General features: G+C 65.8%; 7 protein-coding genes and 5 pseudogenes. 4 read left to right on the top strand and 8 right to left on the bottom strand.

The genetic code is table 11. From position 1 onward, the window contains the following. From CDO81_RS24345 to CDO81_RS24335, 3 genes and pseudogenes are all read right to left on the bottom strand, one after another. A pseudogene (locus CDO81_RS24345) lies at positions 1–510 on the bottom strand (IS3 family transposase); the annotation flags it as partial. Further along, positions 506–1855, bottom strand: a complete 1350-nt coding sequence (locus CDO81_RS24340; protein WP_088485843.1) for an IS110 family RNA-guided transposase — start codon at positions 1853–1855, stop codon at positions 506–508. The gene CDO81_RS24340 and the pseudogene CDO81_RS24345, both read right to left, overlap by 5 nt. Before the next feature lie 220 nt (positions 1856–2075). Then, a pseudogene (locus CDO81_RS24335) lies at positions 2076–2702 on the bottom strand (transposase); the annotation flags it as partial. A gap of 135 nt (positions 2703–2837) precedes the next feature. Here CDO81_RS24335 and istA point away from each other — a divergent pair. The 4 genes and pseudogenes from istA (at position 2838) to CDO81_RS24315 (ending at position 10608) form a co-directional block, all read left to right on the top strand. Continuing rightward, a complete protein-coding gene (gene istA, locus CDO81_RS24330; RefSeq protein WP_420893064.1) occupies positions 2838–4337 on the top strand; it encodes an IS21 family transposase in 1500 nt (499 codons plus the stop codon). After that, positions 4334–4804: pseudogene (locus tag CDO81_RS24325) on the top strand (ATP-binding protein); the annotation flags it as partial. The gene istA and the pseudogene CDO81_RS24325, both read left to right, overlap by 4 nt. Before the next feature lie 158 nt (positions 4805–4962). Then, a pseudogene (locus CDO81_RS24320) lies at positions 4963–7527 on the top strand (Tn3 family transposase); the annotation flags it as partial. 141 nt (positions 7528–7668) lie between these two features. Beyond that, complete coding sequence (locus CDO81_RS24315; protein WP_088485840.1) at positions 7669–10608, top strand: Tn3 family transposase; 2940 nt, start codon at positions 7669–7671, stop codon at positions 10606–10608. Here CDO81_RS24315 and CDO81_RS29190 read toward each other — a convergent pair. The 5 genes and pseudogenes from CDO81_RS29190 to CDO81_RS24295 all read right to left on the bottom strand — a co-directional run bounded on the left by CDO81_RS29190 (position 10605) and on the right by CDO81_RS24295 (position 17038). After that, positions 10605–10766, bottom strand: coding sequence for a DUF3330 domain-containing protein (locus CDO81_RS29190; protein ID WP_158218414.1), 162 nt, complete (start codon positions 10764–10766; stop codon positions 10605–10607). The genes CDO81_RS24315 and CDO81_RS29190 overlap by 4 nt on opposite strands. After that, positions 10712–10885: pseudogene (locus CDO81_RS29335) on the bottom strand (hypothetical protein); the annotation flags it as partial. The pseudogene CDO81_RS29335 and the gene CDO81_RS29190, both read right to left, overlap by 55 nt. Before the next feature lie 125 nt (positions 10886–11010). After that, entirely contained in the window at positions 11011–14127 is a 3117-nt protein-coding gene (locus tag CDO81_RS24305) for an efflux RND transporter permease subunit (RefSeq protein ID WP_088485838.1), read from the bottom strand. Then, positions 14124–15770: an efflux RND transporter periplasmic adaptor subunit gene (locus CDO81_RS24300; protein ID WP_088485837.1), complete on the bottom strand. Its 1647-nt coding sequence runs from the start codon at positions 15768–15770 to the stop codon at positions 14124–14126. Before CDO81_RS24300 ends, CDO81_RS24305 begins: the two co-directional genes overlap by 4 nt. After that, positions 15767–17038 carry a TolC family protein gene (locus CDO81_RS24295; protein WP_088485836.1) on the bottom strand — a complete coding sequence of 424 codons (1272 nt, stop codon included), beginning with the start codon at positions 17036–17038 and terminating at the stop codon, positions 15767–15769. Before CDO81_RS24295 ends, CDO81_RS24300 begins: the two co-directional genes overlap by 4 nt. Between the last annotated feature and the right edge of the window lie 17 nt (positions 17039–17055).

Here is a 17055-nt window from a genome sequence, read left to right as displayed (position 1 = left end):
GACCATGCCGTCGAAGCAATCGATCATGGGCGACAGGTACACCTTGCCAGCCGGGATCTGGAACTCCGAGATGTCAGTGAGCCACTTCTCGTTGGGCGCATCGGCGCTGAAATCTCGGTTCAACACGTTGTCGGGCGCTGGACTGATCTCGCCCATGTAGGAGCCGTACCGACGGCGTCTGCTGGTCGCGACGACCAAGCACTCCTGCTTCATCAGACGGCGCACGACCTTCTCCGAGACGTTGACGCACTGATCACTCAACGATGCGTGGAGGCGCCGGTAGCCGTAGCAGCGGTAGTTGCGCTCGAAGATGTTGGTCATGGCCTGGCGCACGTCAGCGTACTTGTCTGCCAACCCGAGCCGGGCGCGATGGTAGAAGTAGGAACTGCGCGGCAGGTTCAACTCGCAGAGCAGTTCCGTCACCGTATAGGTCGACCTCAGGGCATCAACCAGCAGCGTCTTCTCCCGGTTCGTCAGGGGCTGCTGATCGATGCCCAGCTCTTTCCTAAGAAACACCTTCCTGGACTGGTTGCAGCGCGAAGCCGAAGCGCGCAGCGCGTCGCTCGAGTTGCTTGACGACGCGCTCACGGTACCGTTGCTCGTATTGGTCAGCTCCAGGGTCCTGGTACTGCATGCCGAAGCGCATCGCGCGGTAGAAGAGGATGGCGAGCTTGCGCGCCGTGGCGGTCACGGCCTTGGCCTTGCCGATCCTGGCAGCCAGGCGACGGTAGAACGCGCCGAGGGCCGTCTCGGTGCGGCCGACGTTGACGGCCACCAAGCGCAACTGCGACGCGAGGCGGCTGGAGCTCTTGCGGGTACGGGCGGAGAGCACCTTGCCCCCGCTGATTTTGCATCCCGGCGACAGACACAGCCATGAGGTGAAGTGCTTCTCGGTGGGCCACTTGCTGAGGTCGGTACCGCACTCGGCAACCAGTGACAGCGAGATGCTGGGTCCGAGGCCATGGATAGCGGTCAGGTCGGTCCCGGTCAGTTGGTACAGCATGGCCCGCACATCGAATTTTGGGGCGTTGACCTGCTTGGTCTTGGTACGCGGTGCCGGCAGCTTCGCCTCTGGCTCAGGCCGACCGACGTTCAGCTGGCGCAACGCGTTCTCGATCTGCCGATCGCAGTCAGCGATGCGATCCTGGTAGGAATCAAACAGCGCAAGCGCTTGAGACAGCGCGAACACATGCTCGGGCTGGTAATTGCCCACCAGCGCAGACCGAATGGTCTGCAGGCTCTCACGGCAGCGAACATCTCGCATGGATGCTAGAACGTCGGGATCCCGTTCGCCCGCCACGATGGCCCGGATGATCTTCAGTCCGGTGACGCCGCTGATATCGCTGAGCACGTGGTGCAGTTGGAGGTTCATCAGCGTCAGTGCCTTCTGCATGTGCTGCATGTGCGCTGCTGCGTACTCGAGATGGCGGTCCCGGATCCGCATGTAGGCGCGCAACGCCGCGATTTCCGGGCTCGGATGGAAGCTTGGCCGCAGCAGTCCGCAGGCGTGCAGGCGTTGCAACCACTGCGCATCGTTGACATCGCTCTTGCGCCCCGGAACAGCCTTGCAGTCACGGGCGTTGGCGAGCACAACGTCCAAGCCATGCTCTTCAAGGATCTCGTAGACCGGAACCCAGTACACACCGGTGGACTCCATCGCCACAGTCGTGATGCCGGCTGAGACAAGCCAGTTGGCCATTGCCTCGATGTCGGCGGTGAAACTCCCGAACGTTCGCACCGGATCGTCGCTCAGTTCGGGCGGTACAGCCGCGACCTGAATGCGTGCACCGATGTCGATACCGGCGGCTCTGGCATTGACGATCGGCAGACCGAGCGCCTTTCCAACCTTGGACATGGCAACCTCCTGTAGGCAAAGCGCCGGACAGGGGAGCGGATCAATCACTTTCCTAAACGGGGTCGCACAAGGCGCCACCACAGCTGGGTCCGCAAGATCCCCAGGGGCCACGTTTTTTGACGGGGACGAAAGCCTCCAAAAAGCTGACGGCCACAGTCCGACTTGGTCAGTGTAGGTAGCCCGGTGTTTCTGTCCACTGGGACGGGGCCGCGCCACGATGGCCGTTTTTTAAGAGTTCATTCGCCTTCTTCAGCAGGTCCTTCTCGAGCTGCAGCCGGCGGATGTCTTGGCGCAGCGTCTCGAGCTGCTGTTCCAGGTCGGCTCGATCTGAGCTTGCAGGGGCGCCTTGCTTGCGCTTCATGGATGCGGGTGCGTCGTGGCCGAGCAGTTGATTCTTCCACTTGTACAGCGAGCCCCGAGACACGCCGACCTCATCGGCCACGGCCTGCGCGCTGGCCGGGCGTGTGCAGAAGGCGATCACGGCAGAGTGCTTGGCTTCAGGCGCCAGCTCCTGCGATCGACCGACCACGCGCGTGGGCCGCGGATGCAGCTCTTGGAGCCAGGCCGACAGCAGTGATCTGCACGGATAGCCCAGTGACTTGATCGTCGCAGCGATGCACCGGCCGTGCTCAAGGTAGTGCTCGACAGCCCGCACCTTCTGCTCCTGAGAAAACCGCGCCGGCCGCGTGTAGCCGGCGCGCAGCTCGTGGCTCTGCTCGTACTCGCGGTACCAGGTCTTGAGTGCATTCTTCGTCGGATATCCCAGCTGCCTGATGGTCAAGCCGATGCGCCTGCCCAGCTTGATGTACAGCTGCACGGCTCGAAGCCGGTCCTCGTATGAGTACATGAACTACCTCCAGGTAGTCCAAGAAATCGTCCGCATCCCCACGTAGCGGGGTGATGCTCGCGCAAAACTGACCCACGCAAACACACTGACCTGCTCAAGGAACGAGCAGGGGAAGCAGGAGTGATCAGCGTGGGCATGTTGGCCAAGATCAGACGAATGCACCTGCGAGATGGACTGTCCATCCGCGAGGTGAGTCGGCGAACCGGGTTGTCCCGGAACACTGTTCGTCAGTGGTTGCGCCAGGAGGGCGTGACCGAACCCAAGTACCCCAAGCGAGAGACCGCCAGCGCGGTGGATGCCTGGGCTGAGCATCTGGCGTCGGCGCTCAAGGCCGACCAGCACCGGCCGGTGCGCGACCGGCGCACGGTCAAGATGCTGTTTGAGCAGATACGCGCCCTGGGCTACGCCGGCAGCTATGCCCGCGTGACCCGCTGGGTGCGAGGCTGGCGTGCCGAGCAGGACGCAGCTCCGCGGCGTGCCGCCTTCGTGCCGATGAGCTTCGAGCTCGGCGACGCCTTCCAGTTCGACTGGAGCTGCGAGTACGTCTTCGTGGGCGGCCTGCGCCGACGGCTGGAGGTCGCGCACACCAAGCTCGCCAGCAGCCGCGCCTTCTGGCTCACGGCCTACCCGACGCAGAGCCACGAGATGCTGTTCGACGCCCACGCACGCGCCTTCCAGGCGCTAGGCGGTGTGCCGCGTCGAGGCGTGTACGACAACATGAAGACCGCCGTCGACAAGGTCGGCGTCGGCAAGCAGCGCTCGGTCAACGCGCGCTTCCAGGCCATGTGCTCGCACTACCTGCTCGAGCCCGAGTTCTGCAACCCGGCCTCGGGCTGGGAGAAGGGCATCGTTGAGAAGAACGTGCAGGACCGGCGACGCCAGGTCTGGCGCGAAGCCAGCGAGCGACGCTGGCCGGACCTGGCCACGCTCAACGCCTGGCTCGCTGAGCGCTGCCGTGCTTGCTGGGCCGAGAGCGCGCACCCCGAATGGCCAGCGCTGACTGTGGCCGACGTGCTGCAAGACGAACAGGCGCGGCTGATGCCGTGCCCGAAGCCCTTCGACGGCTACGTTGAGCAACCCGTGCGCGTGTCCGCCACGGCGCTGGTGCACTTCCAGCGCAACCGCTACAGCGTGCCGACGCGGCATGTGAACGCCGTGCTCAGCCTGCACGCCTACCCCGACACCTTGGTGCTGGTGGCGGACGGCGTCGAGGTGGCGCGGCACACCCGCAGCTTCGAGCGCGACCTGACCTTCTACGACTGGCAGCACTACATCCCGCTGGTGCAGACCAAGCCCGGGGCGCTGCGCAACGGCGCGCCCTTCAAGGTCATGCCTGAGGTGCTGCAGACGCTGCAGCGCCATCTGCTGCGCCACGCGGGCGGCGACCGCGTCATGGCGCAGGTGCTGGCGGCCGTGCCGGTGCATGGCCTGGAGGCGGTGCTGGTGGCCGCAGAGATTGCGCTGGAAGCAGGACGGCCCAGCGCCGAGCATGTGCTCAACGTGCTGGCGCGCTTGAAGGACGGCACCACGGCCATCCGTGAACTGGCCCAACCCACACCGGCGCTGAAGGAGGAACCCCGCGCCGACGTGCAGCGCTATGACGCGCTACGCAACCCACAGGAGGCACGCTCATGAGTACTGAGATCGTCACGCGGCTGAAGGCACTCAAGCTGCACGGCATGGCGTCCAACTGGCCCGAGCTGGTGGCGCATTGCCGCCACGCGGCGCTGGAACCTGAGCAGCTGATCGAACAACTGCTGGACGCCGAGGGCGCCGAGCGCAACGTGCGCTCCATCGCGTACCAGATGACGGCCGCGCGCTTCCCGGCGCACCGGGACCTGGTGAGCTTCGACTTCGAGGCCAGCGCGGTCGATGAGGCCCTGGTGCGCAAGCTGCACACGACGCAGTTCACCGAGGCCGCACACAACGTGGTGCTGATCGGCGGGCCGGGCACCGGCAAGACGCACCTGGCCACGGCGTTGGGCATCGAGGCCATCCAGCGGCATGGCAAACGGGTGCGCTTCCAGTCAACGGTGGAACTGGTCAACGCGCTGGAGGCGGAGAAGGCGGCCGGCAAGGCCGGGCAGATCGCGCACCGACTGGGGGCATGCCGGGATAAGGCCAGTTTTCTGTCATAAGCGCTGAGCGCATATAGAACGCGACAGATAGACGTCATCGTCATAACGGCTCAAGGTGTCCGCGTAAGGCGCTTGACACATACAGCTTCAAGAATCCGCGCTCCTTTCATATAGGAGACGCAATGTCGTCGATCGAACGGACCGCGTATCCGCGACTGCCCAGGGTCATCACGCTCAAAGATCTCCAGCAGTCCTTCACGCCCACTGCTGACGAGGTGGAATGGGTCAACGGCACCTCACGCGGCGCCGCGCTCAGGATCGGTCTGGCGACCTTGCTGAAGTGTTTTCAGCACCTGCATCACTTCCCGCCCCTCGCGGAGATCCCCCCGGAGATCGTCGAACACGTCAGCGCTTCCCTCGGTCTGAGTCCCACCCAGGCGCTTGACTACGGCGGCGAGCTGACCCACACCATGTACCGCCATCACCGGAAGATCCGGGAGATGCTGGGCGTGAAGGCCTACGACGAGAAAGCCGGCCGGGACCTGATCCTCAAGACCGCCCGGGACGCAGCCAACCTCGTCAATACCCGCATCGACCTCATCAACATCGTCGTCAACGAGATGGTCCGACTGGGCTGGGAGCTGCCCGCCTTCCGCACGCTTGACGACATTGCCGAAGCGATCCACGCCGCGGCGGAGGCCGACCTTCACGTGGCCATCGCCCAGAAGCTCAATGGCGAGCAGCGCGCCTGGCTGGATAACTTGCTGCATGGCGAGCTGCCGTCGCGCCAGACCCGCTACAACCAGCTCAAGCGTTCTGCCAAGCGGTCATCGCGCAAGCACCTTGACGACCTCATCGAACAGTTGCACTGGCTCGAGGGCCTGCCCGATTGCAAAGCACCGCTGGCCGGCATTGCCGCCACCAAGCTCAAGTACATGGGCGACGTCGCCGCAGCGATGGACGCCGGCGACATGAAGGACTTCAGGCCTGCCAAGCGGCACGCCTACATCCTGGCCCTGATCCACCAAATGCAAGTGCGGGCGCGCGACGACATCGCGGAGATGTTCTGCCGGCGCATCAGCACCATGCACAAGATGGCCCGGGAGAAGCTGCAGGACATCCAAAAGCGCCAGCGCAACTTGAGCGAGGAGCTGGTCGCCACGCTGGACGACGTTCTTGAGATCCTCGCCGAAAAGCTCGACGACGCCGAGACCGGCGCCGCGGTGCGCGAGCTGCTGGCCCCGAAGGGAGATCTCGACCCGCTGCGTGAGAGCTGTGCAGCGATCAGGGTGTGGAGCGGCAGCAATCACCTGCCCCTCGTCTGGAAGCCCTTCTCTAGCCACCGCTCGGTCATGTTCCGCATGGCCTTGGCGTTGAAGTTCGAGATCCCTGGCAAGGACAAGAGCCTCCTGAACGCGCTGGTCATCGTGCTGGCCAACGAGTCACGCAAGGCCGAATGGATCGAGGACGAGGTCGACCTCTCCTTCGCGTCGGAGCGGTGGCACAAGCTCATTCGCCGGTCCAGTGGTCAGGGCCACCCGACAAACCGCCGCAACCTCGAGGTCTGCGTCTTCAGCCATCTGGCCACCGAGCTCCGCTCTGGTGGCGTCTGCGTCGACGGCTCCGAGTCCTTCGCCGACTACCGCAAGCAGTTGCTGCCGTGGAAGGACTGCAAGGAACTGCTGCCGAAGTACTGCGAGCGGGTTGGCCTTCCCACCACCGCCAAGGCCTTCGTCGAGAACCTGAAGAACATGCTGCGGGAGACGGCATGCAAGCTCGACGCGGAGTTTCCCAAGCACGCCGGCGATGTCGTCATCGACAACCGCGGCGGCATCTCGGTCAAGCGCACGACGGCCAAGGAAGTGCCGGCCTCGGCGATCGCGCTTCAGGCCGCCCTCGAAAGCCGCGTCCCTTCGCGCAACATCCTGGACATCCTCGCGAACATCGAGCACTGGACCGGGTTCACCCGCCACTTCGGGCCGCTCAGCGGGGACGAACCAAAGATCCGCAACGCTCGCGAGCGCTATCTCCTCACGACCTTCGCGCTCGGCTGCAACCTGGGTCCGAACCAGGCGGCCCGGCATCTCTCCAACGGTGTGACGCCGCACCAGCTGTCCTACACCAGCCGCCGCCACATGAGCCTGGACCAGCTCGACGCGGCATGTCGCGATCTGGCCGAGCTCTACCTGCGGCTGGAGCTGCCCAAGGTCTGGGGCGACGGCAAAAAGGTGGCTGCCGACGGCACGCAGTACGACTTCTTCGATCAAAACCTGCTCGCGGGCATGCATTTCCGCTATCGCAAGATGGGCGCAGTCGCCTACCGGCACGTGGCCGACAACTACATCGCCTACTTTCGCCACTTCATCCCGCCAGGCATGTTGGAGGCGATCTACGTCATCGAGGCTCTGCTCAAAACAGGTCTCAGCGTCGAGCCCGACACCGTGTATTCGGACACCCATGGCCAGTCGGAGACCGTGTTCGCCTACACCTACCTCTCCGGCATCACGCTGATGCCGCGCATCCGTGGCTGGAAGGACTTGCACTTCTACCGTCCTGACAAGTCCACGACCTACGACCACATCGACGGCCTGTTCACCGACGTCATCGACTGGAAGCTCATCGAAGACGGCTTCCCCGACCTCATGCAGGTGGCCATCTCGATGGAACAAGGGGTCCTTTTGACTTCGGTGCGATTTAGGACGAAGTCGACCCCCAGTATCCATGCGGGTTTGCGCCCGACGGTGAGAAATTCTCCTTCTGTATCAATGGCTTGCTGACCCCCTCTTCCGAGGGTTTGCCCCGCTCATGAGTCGTCGCCCCAGGGAGCGACCGGCGCCTACGGCCAGATATGCTCCGCTCGACCCCATCTCGGGTGGAGGAACGAGCCCGTGGAACATTGGCGGATCCCATACCTCGGTCAGCGCCGGCTGCCTTCGAAGCTCGAAGACTTCGAGCTCACGACATTCTTCACCTTCAACCGCTCCGAGCTGGCCTGCATCGGCCAGCGCCAGAAGCCCCTTTTCAAGCTGGCCGTCGCCCTGCAGATCGGCTTCATCCGCATGAGCGGCATCACGCTCGACGCCGTCGACAACGTTCCGAAGCGGCTATGGCGGCATCTGGCCGATCAGATCGGCGTGCAAGACCCACCCGACATCGCCAGCCTCGCCTCGATCTACGCCGAACGCCCCCGCACGCTGGCCGACCATCAGCAGACCGCCTACGAAAAACTCGGCTTCAGCCGCCTCACCGAGCACCAGCGCCGCTATGTCGTGCGCTGGTTGCGCGAAACCTTGCAAGGCCGGGCCGGCGTGTCGTCCCTGCTCGGCGAACTCAAGCAGTGGTTCTATGAGCATCGCATCCTGCTCATTGCCGACCGTGAACTCAAACGCCTGATCAGCCAGGCTCATCGCGACCAGGAGCAGCAGCTCGGGGACGAACTGATCAAGACCTATTCGCTGCCCACCCTCGACCAGTGGGCCAAGGTGCTGACCGAGGCGCGCAGTGACGGCACCCCAGTCCAGTCCTGGCTCTGGTCGCCGCCGATCAAGCAGTCGACCGTCCAGATCAGTCACTTCTTCGAGAAGATCGAATACCTGACGGCCCTGGGCGTCGCCGGCCAGTGGCCCGCCCAGATCAACGAGTCGGCGACCCGCTTCTACGGCCAGCGGCGCGGCAATCGCCCGCCCTCGATCAGCGCGCGCATCACCGGTGTGCGGCGCACCATCGAGGTGGGCTGCTTCCTACGCTATGCCCTGTGCACGGCGTCAGACCAGATGCTGGAGATGCTGCGGCGCTGGATCCGCAAGATGGTGAACAAGGCCGGCAAGGAAACCGCGCCCCAGTACAACGAGGCTCAAGGCCGGCTGCGCAAGTTCGCCCAGGGCGTGCGCGACCGGGCCACGAACAAAGGGCTGACAGAGGCCGAGCTGCGCGAGCAACTCGTGACCCTGGCCGACGAAGCGCTCAAGCAGTCCAAGTTGACGCGTGCCGCCCTGGGGCGTGAATGGCTGGTCGACAACCCCAGGCAGGCCCGGGCCATGCTGAAGCAGTTGCTGGACATTTCGCTGGAGTCCGACGGCGAGCACCCGGTCATCATGGCGCTGGAGCGGCTGCGCGAGATCTACGCGAGCAAGGGCACCGAGTTGCCGCCGTCAGCCTCCATCGACCTGGGCAGCCGGTGGCGGGCGGCCATCAACGGCACCGACCGCAAGCGGGCCTTGGCGGCCTTCGAATGGGCGACCTTGCTGAAGCTGCGCCTGTCGCTGCGCAACGGCTCGGTGTTCCTGGCCCACAGCTTCAAATACCGCGGCTACGCCGCGCTGCTCATTCCCAAGGACGAATGGCAGGTTCAGCGCAACCACCACTACGGGCACCTGAAGGCGCACCAGGATCCCAAGGAGCAGTTGGCCCAGTACAAGGCCCTGTTGCGCGAACGCCTGGACGAGTTCGCCAAGGCAGTGCAGGACGGCCGTGTGCGCGTCGATACCGAGGGTATCCACCTGGAGCATCAGCCGGTCAGCGACGAGGACAAGCGCGTCGCCGAGCTGCGCCGCGCGCTGCACGCCCAGCATGCTGAGGGCCAGATCTCCGACATGATGCTGCACGTCGATAGCAAGGTGCGCTACAGCTGGCACCTCCTCGGCCGCGAGCCGAACAGCCGCGATGAATTGCTGCTGGCCTACGCATCGGCGATGAATCTCAGCACGGCCATGTCTGCGGCCGAGGTGGCTCGCATGATCCCCGGCATGACGGCGGAGGCGGTGCGCTCAATGACCAAGCGGCTGTGCAGCGAACGGCAGCTGCGCGCCTCCGCCGACGCCGTGTTCCAGTACATGCAGCAGTTCGAGATCGCCGGCCATTGGGGGCGCGCCGACCTGGCCTCGTCCGACATGATGAGCCTGGAGATCCCGCGCAACATCTGGCAGGCCCGTGCCGACCCGCGGCGCAGGACGGCGTCCATGGGCGTCTACACCCACGCGCACGACCGCTGGGGGTTTTTCTACGACCAGCCGGTGGTGCTGAACCGCCGCCAGGTGGGCGTGGCCATCGAAGGCGTTGTCCGCCAGCGGGCGACGAACGACATCGCCCAGCTCGCGGTGGACACCCACGGCTTCACCTACTTCGGCATGCTGATCGCCAAGCTGTTGCGCTTTGACCTGTGCCCACGCCTGGCGGACCTGAAGAGCCGGCGGCTGCATGTGCCCGTGGACTTCGACGTGCCCGAAATCCTGGACTGCGTGGTCGACCGCGACCTCGACGAGGCGGAGATGGAGGCCCACCACGACGAGCATGTGCGCATCGCCGCCTCGATCTACACCGGCCATTGCTCGGCTGTCCTCGCCCTGGAGCGCTACGGCAGCGATGCCCGCGGGCAACCAGCCTATGACGCCGGCGTGCAGATCGGCAAGCTGCTGACGACCATCTACCTGCTCGACTACTTCATCAACCCGGCCTTCCGGTCCGAAGTGCAGCACGCCCTGAACCGCGGCGAGTCCATGCACACCCTGCAGCGTGCGATCCACGACGGTCAGGTGCCCAGCGACCTGGCCAAGCGCGAAGAGACCCTGGCGGGCGTGTCCTCGGCCCTAAGCTTGATGAGCAACATCGTGATGGCCTGGAACACCGAGCAGATGCAGGCGGCACTGGACCGCATCCGGGAGGCCGGCGGGCAGCCCGCGACCGAGCACCTGCGGCGGATCGCGCCCACGGCGGTCGAGGGGATCAATTTCCGGGGCACCTTCGACTTCCCGGTGGAAAAGTACGCCGAGAGGATCATGCCGAGCACTGCGGCTGCGGCGCCGAGGCGGCGGGGTTGGGCGAACGGCTAGCTCGCTGTCGGCTCGGTGTCGGTGCCAACTTCTGCATTGATGCGAGCCTTGAAACACTGATAGCCCTCCAGCCCGCAGAAATGCTCGACATACTCCGCGCCTTCCGGCGTGGCGACAGGCCAAACAACGCAGCCAGCGCCACGGCCGCTATACCCCAGTTATCGCCGACGAAAGCCCCAACCGTCGTGCCGGTGCGTGTTCCGGCAGTGTTGATCACGCGTTCCGGCACGTTGAGCACGCAGCACGGTGCTCGCAATCGCTGTGCTCCTTGAACCATTTCTCTACAACGGTGGGCAACGCAAAGCGTTGTCCACGGCGAGCCGGGCGCTTGGCGCCCGGCCTCCCCCTTCCACCTTCAGCTCGGACGGCCGACGCTGCGGGATGTCATTTGGTTGCCCTTTCTCACGGCCGGCGCATCAGCAAGTAGGCCGCTGGGATAACGAACATCGACAGCAACGGCGCCGTGATCATGCCGCCGACCATGGGCCCGGCGATGCGCTGCATAACCTCCGAGCCCGTTCCCGTGCCCCACATGATGGGGAACAGGCCAGCCAGGATGACGGCCACGGTCATGGCCTTGGGCCGCACGCGCAGGACGGCGCCGTCGCGAATGGCGTCCAGCAGGTCCTCGGCAGAGGTCTTGCCGACATCCAGCCGTTCCTGCCAGGCCTTCTTCAGGTAGAGCAGCATGATCACGCCGAACTCGGCGGCAACCCCTGCCAGTGCGATGAAGCCCACGGCGCCGGCGATCGACAGGTTGTAGCCCAGCAACCAGAGCAGCCAGATGCCGCCGACCAGCGCAAAGGGCAATGTCGCCATGATGAGCAGCGCCTCGCCCAGGCTGCCGAAGGTCAGGTACAGGAGCACGAAGATGATCAACAGCGTGAAGGGCACGACGATCTTGAGCTTGGCTGTGGCACGCTCGAGGAACTCGAACTGGCCGGACCACGAGATCGAATACCCGGGCGGCAGCTTGACCTGCTGGGCAACGGCCTCCTGCATGTCCTGCACGGCGCTGCGCAGGTCGCGGTCGCGCAGGTCGACGTAGACCCAGCCCGACAGGCGCGCGTTTTCGCTGCGCAGCATCGGCGGGCCATCGGTGATGCGGACGTCGGCCACGTCCTGCAGCACCAGCCGCTGGCCGCTGTCGGTCACGATGGGCAGGCTGCGCAGCTTGTCCACCGAGTCGCGGATCTCGCGCGGATAGCGCACGCTGATCGGGAAGCGCTGCAGGCCTTCCACCGTCTCGCCGACGTTCTCGCCGCCGACCGCCGACGAGATCAGCGACTGCACGTCGGCGATGTTCATGCCGAAGCGAGCCGCATCGGCGCGCCGGATGCTCACGTCGACGTAGCGGCCGCCCGTCAGCCGCTCGGCCAGCGCACTGGTCACGCCCGGCACGCCCTTCAGCACCCTTTCGACTTCGCCGGTCAGCCGGTCGATGGTCGCCAGGTCGCTGCCGGCCACCTTCACGCCCACCGGGCTTTTGATGCCCGTGGCCAGCATGTCGATGCGGTTGCGGATGGGCGGCACCCAGATGTTGGCCAGACCCGGCACCTTGACGATGCGATCCAGCTCCTCAATGAGCTTGTCGGTTGTCAGGCCGGGTCGCCATTGCTCGCGAGGCTTGAACTGGATCGTCGTTTCGAACATCTCCAGCGGCGCGGGGTCGGTGGCCGACTCGGCGCGGCCGGCCTTGCCGTAGACGCTGGCCACCTCGGGAACGGTCTTGATCAGCCGGTCCGTCTGCTGCAGCAGCTCGGACGCCTTGCCGGCGGACAGGCCCGGCAGCGCCGACGGCATGTAGAGCAGATCCCCCTCGTCCAGGCGCGGCATGAACTCGCCGCCGATGTGCTGAAACGGCCAGAGGCTGGCCACCAACAGCACGGCCGCCACGCTGATCGTCAGCTTGGGCGCCTTCAGCACGGCATTGAGCAGCGGCCGGTACAGCGCGATCAGCAGGCGGTTCAGCGGGTTGGTCTTCTCATCAGGGATGCGCCCACGGATCAGGTAGCCCATCAGCACGGGGATCAGCGTCACGGACAGGCCCGCCGCCGCGGCCATCGAATAGGTCTTGGTGAAGGCCAGCGGTGAGAACAACCTGCCTTCCTGGGCTTCCAGCGTGAAGACCGGGATGAAGCTCAGCGTGATGATCAGCAGCGAGAAGAAAAGGGCAGGTCCCACTTCGGCGGCCGAATCCCCGATGACCTTCCATCGCTCGGCGCCCTGCAGGGTTTCGCCTGGGTGGTCGTGGGCCCAATGCTCCAGGTGCTTGTGCGCGTTCTCGATCATGACGACCGCCGCGTCCACCATCGCGCCAATGGCGATGGCGATGCCCCCCAGCGACATGATGTTGGCGTTTACGCCCTGGTATTGCATGACGATGAACGCCGACAGGATGCCCAGGGGCAGCGAGACGATGGCGACGAAGGCCGAGCGCAGGTGGAACAGGAAGATGAAGCACACCACCGCGACGACGGCGAACTCCTCGAGCAGCTTGTGGGTCAGGTTGCTCACAGCCCGCTCGATAAGGCTGGACCGGTCGTAGGTCGGCACGATCTCGACGCCGCGCGGCAGGCTGGCCTGCAGCACCTTCAGCTTGTCCTTGACGGCCGCGATGGTCTCCAGCGCGTTCTTGCCGGAGCGCATCACGATGACGCCGCCCACGGCTTCGCCCACACCGTCCATCTCGCCGATGCCGCGGCGCATCTCGGGGCCGAGCTGGATGCGAGCCACGTCGCCCAGCTTGACCGACACGCCGGCGGGCGTGGTCATCAGCGGGATCTGGCGGAAGTCGTCGAGCGACTGCAGGTAGCCTGAGGCCCGCACGACGTACTCGGCCTCGCCCAGTTCCAGCACCGAGCCTCCAGCCTCCTGGTTGGCCTTCTGGATGGCCTCGATGACCCGGGTGTGCGGGATCTTGTAGGCGGCGAGCTTGTCGGGATCGAGCTGCACCTGGTATTGGCGCACCATGCCGCCGATCGTGGCCACTTCTGCGACGTTGGGCACGGTCTTCAGCTCGTACTTCAGGAACCAGTCCTGCAACGCGCGCAGCTGCGATGAGTCCTGGGTGCCGTTGTGGTCCACCAGGGCGTACTGGAAGATCCAGCCCACGCCGGTCGCGTCCGGCCCCAGCGACGTCTTGGCCGTGGGCGGCAGCTTGGACTGCACCTGGTTCAGGTACTCCAGCACCCGGGAGCGGGCCCAGTAGAGGTCCGTGCCGTCCTCGAACAGCACGTAGACGAAGGAGTCGCCGAAGAAGGAATAGCCGCGGACCGTCTTCGCGCCCGGCACCGACAGCATGGTCGTCGTGAGTGGATAAGTGATCTGGTTCTCGACGATGCGCGGCGCCTGGCCGGGATAGGTCGTGCGGATGATGACCTGCACGTCGCTCAGGTCCGGCAGCGCGTCCAGCGGTGTCCGGTTGACCGAGTACACGCCCCACGCGGCGATCATGAACGTGGCCAGCAGCACCAGGAAACGGTTGGTGATCGACCAGCGGATCAGGCGCGCGATCATTTGCGACTCCCTGCGGTTGCCGCGGCGGAGGCGGTCGTCGCGGGTTCAGGTGTCTGCAGCGTGACCCAGATCAGCGCCGGCGGCCCCTCCTTGGGCATGGTGAAGGTGAAGTTGATGCGGTCGCCTTCCGTCATTCCTCGCGGCAGGCCCTTGGGCGGCAGCTTGAAGTCCATCGTCATGGGCTTCCACTTCAACGCAGGGACGGCTTCGTGGGCGATGGTGAGCGTGTCGCGGCCGACGGCGACGACCTTGCCCTGGCCGTCGAAGCGCGGCCTCTCGGCCTCGGCCTTCTTGTCGGGTGCGTTGTTGAGCCTGGCTTCTAGGCCACGCAGGCTGGCCTCGGAGTCGATCAGGAACTGCGACGACGAGACCACGCGCTGGCCGGCTTGCAGGCCCTGCTTGATCTCCGTTTGGCCGCCACTCTCGATGCCGGCGCGAACCTCGACCGGGCGGAAGTGCCCGTTGTCCTCGGCGAGCATGACGACGGTGCGCTTGCCGGTCTGGATGACGGCCTCCGACGGCACGAGCAGCGCCTTCTCCGGGCGGGTGTCCATGAAGTTCATGGACACGAACATTCCAGGCACCAGCCGCCCGCCCGGGTTGCCCAGCTCCATGCGGGCTTTCAGGGTGCGCGTGGCTGGGTTGACCTCGGGCAGGATGGCCTGGACGCGACCGCTGAAGGTCGAGCCGGGAACGGCGGGGGATTGCGCCTGGACCTTGGCGCCGGCGCGCAGCAGCGCGGCCTGGCTCTCTGGCACCTCTGCATTGGCCCACACGGTGCCCAGGCCGTTGATGCGGAACAGCGTCGCACCGGACGACACGGTCATGCCCTCACGCGCCATCAGCTCGACGACCACGCCGCCGATGGGCGCGGTCAGCGTGAACTTCGGCAGGGTCTTGCCGGTCTCTTCGACCTGGCGGATCAGCGCATCGCTCATGCCAACCTGGCGCATGCGCTGGCGCGCGCCGTCGACCAGGGCGCCAAGCTCGGTACCCTGCATGCGCTGTACCGACAGGAACTCTTCCTGGGCCGCGATCCAGTCGGGGACGTACAACTCGGCCAGCGGCTGGCCAGCGCGAACCGGGTCCAGCGTGGCACGCACCAGCAGCCGCTCGACGTAGCCCGTGGCCCGTGCCTGCACGATCACCTGGTCCCGCTCGTTGAAGGCGATGCTGCCCACGCTCGATACCTGCGGCGATAGCGTGCCCTCGACGACTTCGGCCGTTCGCACGCCCAGGTTCTGCTGAACCCGGGGGCTGACCGTCACCTTGCCTGCGTCGCCATCCCCGCCGGCGTAGACCGGCACCAGCATCATGTCCATGAATGGAGACTTGGCCGGCGCGTCGAACTTGTTCCCCGGCACCATGGGGTCGTGGTAGTACAGGATCTTCTGGCCCGTGACCGGGTCGACGTCGCCGGCCTTCAAGCCGGACTTGACGTGGCGACGGGTGGCGTCTTCACCTTCAGCGACGCTTTGCGGGAGGGTTCCGGTTGGCGCGCCGCTGACGGTAGGCGCAGCGGAATCAGACTCTGGCGCGGGCATGCTGGCCATGCTCTGTGATTTGCCGAACTGGTAGATGCCAAAGCCGCCCAGCGCCAGGGACAGGACGCCCATGGCGATCCAGAGGGGTTTCTTGTTCATTTCGCAAGCTCCATCGCGCCGCCAGGGCCGTCGGGGATCAGGTAGTTCAGTTGGGCCCAGAGCCGCGCAGCGCTCATCTGCAGGCGCAGCCGCTCCATGCGGGTGTCGATCTCGCCGCGGCGAGCATCCAGCACGGCGCTGAGCGAGGCTGTGCCGCCGCTGTAGGCAGCGAGCGCTGCACGGGTGCGATCGGCAGCCAGAGGCAGCAGTTCCTCGTCGTAGCGGACCAGGCGCTCACGATCACTGCGCCATTGCTGAAGCAGCGTCCGCACCTCGGCGACGTGCATGCGCGTCTGCTCTTCTCGCTGAGCGCGCAGCTGCTCGACCACCGCCAGCTTGGCGCCGAGCTCGCGGTCCTGGCGGTTCTTTTGGTCCCACTGCAGCGGGATGGAGACCCCGACCGAGACCATGTTGGAGTAGGCCGGGCCGCGCTGGCTGTACGAAACCTCCACGCTAACGTCCGGGCGCTTGTTGGCCCGCGCGGCATCGGCATCCGCCTGCGCGGCGGCTTCTTGTTTCACCAGCACCGCCAGTTCGGGGTGGTGGGCAATGTCCTGGTCCAGCGTCTCTTCGTTCAGCCGGACGGCATCGAGGGCTGGCAGTGCGTCCAGGATTTCGTCGGTCGCCACGCCGGTCCAGCGGGTCAGCATGGTCTTGGCGCTCGCTACCTCGCGGTCCGCAGCGGCGATCTTGTCGTCGATCTGCGCGGCGGCGGCGCGCGCGGCAAACACGTCGGCCTGGCTACCGCGCCCACCGCGGTAGGCCGCGTCCGCGGCCTGGACGGGCAGCGCCGCTTCGGTCCTTTGCTGCCGCAGCAAGGTGCGCATCTGCTGCTGGTAGTAGAGGTCCAGCCAGGCGCTGGCGGTGTCGCGCTGCAGGTTGGCCAGCGCGAGCTGCCGGCCGGCCTCGGCGGCTTCGGCCTCGCGCTCGAAGCGGGAGGCGCGCAGGCGCAGCTTGTCCGAGCGGGTCAGCTCCTGCGACACGCCCACCGTGCGCTGGGTCATAAAGTCGCGTGTCACGCTGAAGCGATCGGCGCCCGTGACGGGGAGGTTGTCGATGCCGGCCTTCAGGACGGGATCGGGGCGCTGCGCAGCGGACACGGCCATCTGGCGTGCGGCGTCGGCCGCGGCGTCCTGCGCCGGCAATTGGCGCGAGCGTTGCTCAGCCAGGCGCACCGCGTCCTGCAGCGAAAGGGGCTCGGCCTGCGACGGCCAGGCGAGCGCTGCCAGGCCGAGCGCGGCCGCAGCTTGTAGAAAACGGGAAAACATGAAGGCTCCTGATGGAC

The organism is Roseateles puraquae, from assembly GCF_002205845.1.
Lineage (GTDB): Bacteria > Pseudomonadota > Gammaproteobacteria > Burkholderiales > Burkholderiaceae_C > Pelomonas > Pelomonas puraquae.
Note: the sequence above shows the minus strand (reverse complement) of the source record. Positions and strands in the feature narration are given on the sequence as shown.

What these genes read in the sequence shown, in the direction of transcription:
- CDO81_RS24340 (WP_088485843.1), bottom strand. Translation starts at nt 1,855, where the DNA reads ATGTCCAAGGTTGGAAAGGCGCTCGGTCTGCCGATCGTCAATGCCAGA.
- istA (WP_420893064.1), top strand. Translation starts at nt 2,838, where the DNA reads ATGTTGGCCAAGATCAGACGAATGCACCTGCGAGATGGACTGTCCATC.
- CDO81_RS24305 (WP_088485838.1), bottom strand. Translation starts at nt 14,127, where the DNA reads ATGATCGCGCGCCTGATCCGCTGGTCGATCACCAACCGTTTCCTGGTG.
- CDO81_RS24300 (WP_088485837.1), bottom strand. Translation starts at nt 15,770, where the DNA reads ATGAACAAGAAACCCCTCTGGATCGCCATGGGCGTCCTGTCCCTGGCG.
- CDO81_RS24295 (WP_088485836.1), bottom strand. Translation starts at nt 17,038, where the DNA reads ATGTTTTCCCGTTTTCTACAAGCTGCGGCCGCGCTCGGCCTGGCAGCG.